Source organism: Leuconostoc sp. (assembly GCF_965300815.1).
On the sequence record NZ_CBDKZH010000144.1, the window covers coordinates 1 to 2,862 of the forward strand.

The 2,862-nt window shown below is 43.4% G+C and carries 2 protein-coding genes; both read left to right on the forward strand.

Annotation, left to right across the window (positions count from 1 at the left end):
- A partial coding sequence (locus ACW12G_RS07395; protein WP_455647652.1) for an MFS transporter occupies positions 1–943 on the forward strand: 943 nt, incomplete at its 5' end.
- Between the two features lie 15 nt (positions 944–958).
- Positions 959–2,641, forward strand: coding sequence for a glycoside hydrolase family 13 protein (locus ACW12G_RS07400; protein WP_455647653.1), 1,683 nt, complete (start codon positions 959–961; stop codon positions 2,639–2,641).
- Positions 2,642–2,862 lie beyond the last annotated feature (221 nt).

Sequence of the window (2,862 nt, forward strand, 5' to 3'; positions counted from 1 at the left end):
ATCGGCCAATGTATCAATGCAGCCGTTTAAAATGCTGATTCCAGACATGGTCAATGCACGCCAAACCGATAAAGCCTGGAGTTTACAAAATATCTGGGGCAGTTTAGGTGGCGTCATTGCTTTCGTTTTTCCATTTATTTTGACTGCATTTGGGGTCGCCAATACAGCATCACGGGGCGTTGTGCCTGATTCCGTTAAAATTTCATTCTACGTGGCGGCAGCAATTTTATTGTTCTCAACGATTTTCACGATTATGAATGTGAAGGAATATGATCCAAAGACCTTAGCTGATTATCATGGCTACCAGTCAGACACAAAAACGCATGAATCATTGCTAACAATTCTAAAGCACGCACCAAAGGTTTTTTGGACACTAGGGATTGTTGAATTCTTTGTTTGGTTTGGTATTCCATATATGTGGACCTATTCAACTGGAGCATTGTCCGAAAATATTTGGCATGTTTCCGATCCTGCCTCAGCTGGGTATCAAGCGGCTGGTAATTGGTTTGGGATTTTACAAGCCATATACTCGTTAGTAGCAATTATTGTGGGTATCGCGTTTCAACGCTTAAACAATCGCACGCGCCAATGGGCCTATTTCTTGAGTTTAATCATTGGTGGGGTTGGCTTCCTGGTGGTCGCGTATGGGCATACGCATCTATCATCACTGATTGGTTTTAGCTTGTTCGGTATTGGTTGGATGGCGTTGATTTCAATTCCGTATACGATCCTAACCAATGCGTTGGATGGTAAACACGATGGAGTTTATTTGGGTTTGTTTAATTGTTTTGTCTGTATCCCGCAAATTGTAGCCTCGGTGGCCAGCTTTGCCATCTTTTCAGCGGTGGGGCAATCAATGGCCAATATGTTAGCAGTTGCCGGTGTTTGTTTAATGATTGGTGGCTGTTTGATATGGATAGTCAAAGAAGAAAAGCGTTATTAAAAAAGGAGAATGAACATGACAGCAGCAATTCAATGGTGGCAAAAAGCAGTGGTTTATCAAGTTTATCCGAGGTCCTTTCAGGACACTGACGGTGATGGGATCGGTGATTTGAAGGGAATTACACAACGCCTTGATTACATCAAGAAATTAGGCGCCGATGTGATTTGGCTTAACCCCGTTTACGCATCGCCAGATAAAGATAATGGTTACGACATTTCCGATTATGAAGCCATTAACACGAAATTTGGCACGATGGCTGACTTTGATAACCTATTAGCACAAGCCCATGATAAGGGGCTTAAGATTATGATGGACTTGGTGGTTAATCACACCTCAGACCAACACCCGTGGTTCATTGAAAGTCGGCAATCAAAAGAGAATGATAAACGTGATTTTTATATTTGGCGCGCTCCCGTTGCTGGACATGAGCCAAATAATTGGGGATCCTTCTTCTCGGGACCAGCTTGGCAATTTGATGACGCTACGGGACAGTATTATTTGCATTTATTCGTTGAAGGCCAACCTGATTTGAACTGGGTGAATCCTGAGGTACGTCAGGCTGTCTTTGATATGATGAATTTCTGGGTGGATAAGGGCATCGATGGTTTTCGCATGGACGTGATTTCCCTCATTTCTAAACCTGATGGCCTACCCGATGGCGAGGTGCCTGAAGGTGGTGACTATGGTAATTCAAATCAAGCGGTGGCCAATGGTCCCCACGTCCATGAGTATTTGCAAGAGATGCGCCAAAAGGTTTTGAACCGGGCAGATATGATGACCGTCGGGGAAGCATCAGGGGTGGATATTGAAAACGCCGTGAAGTATGCCAATCAAGATAACTCGGAGTTGAATATGGTCTTCCAATTTGAACATATGGATCTTGATAATAACCCCAACCCAGCGCTTGGCAAATGGTATGACAAAAAAGTTTCACTGGTTGATTTAAAAGCGAATTTATCCAAATGGCAAAACGATTTGGCGGGTAAAGCATGGAATTCATTGTATTGGGATAACCACGATCAGCCACGGGCTGTGAGCCGCTACGGGGATGATCGGCCAGAATATCGTGTTGTTTCTGCCAAAATGGTCGCAACGCTCCTGCATTTCATGCAGGGCACGCCATACATTTACCAAGGTGAAGAAATTGGTATGACGAACGCCTACAATTTGCAACGTGATGATTTTGACGATGTTGAAATTAAAAATGCTTTTAAGTATTTAATCGATCAGGATCATTTAGTCGATGAAGCCACGATGTTAAGGTACGTCCACGCAAAAGGTCGGGATAACGCTCGGACACCCATGCAGTGGAATGACAGCACCAATGCGGGCTTTACCACTGGCACACCTTGGTTGAAGTTGAACGATAATTACGAAACGATTAACGTGGCAGCAGCCTTAGACGATCCAAATTCAATTTTCTATTATTATCAGAAGTTAATCCGCTTACGGCATGACTTGCCAATTATCACTACGGGTGTTTACCAATTATTAGATCCAACTGATGAGCAAGTTTATACTTATCGTCGAGTTGGAGAAAATGACACCTTACTGGTCATTAACAATTTTACAAGTGACACCTTAACGCGTGATTATCAAGTCCCTGAGACGGCAACGCTAATTATCGGTAATTATGACGATGATGCTGGCACAACATTACGGCCCTATGAAGCCAAAGTCTATCACCTGACCAACTAACGTCATCCGCATAACAAAAAGCCTTCGTTAATCGAAGGCTTTTACTAGTGGTTAAGCTTCATCAGCGGTTTCGTGGATAATTAACGTACTTCCAAATGGATCAACCACTGTCAGTGTATGGGCGTCTACCAATTGTCCGTGATCAGCAAATCGCGTTTTCAGTTGCGCAAAATAGGCTGGATTAACGGCAATTGTCCAATCAGTTAAACCATTTTCTTGCG

What these genes read in the sequence shown, in the direction of transcription:
- ACW12G_RS07400 (WP_455647653.1), top strand. Translation starts at nt 959, where the DNA reads ATGACAGCAGCAATTCAATGGTGGCAAAAAGCAGTGGTTTATCAAGTT.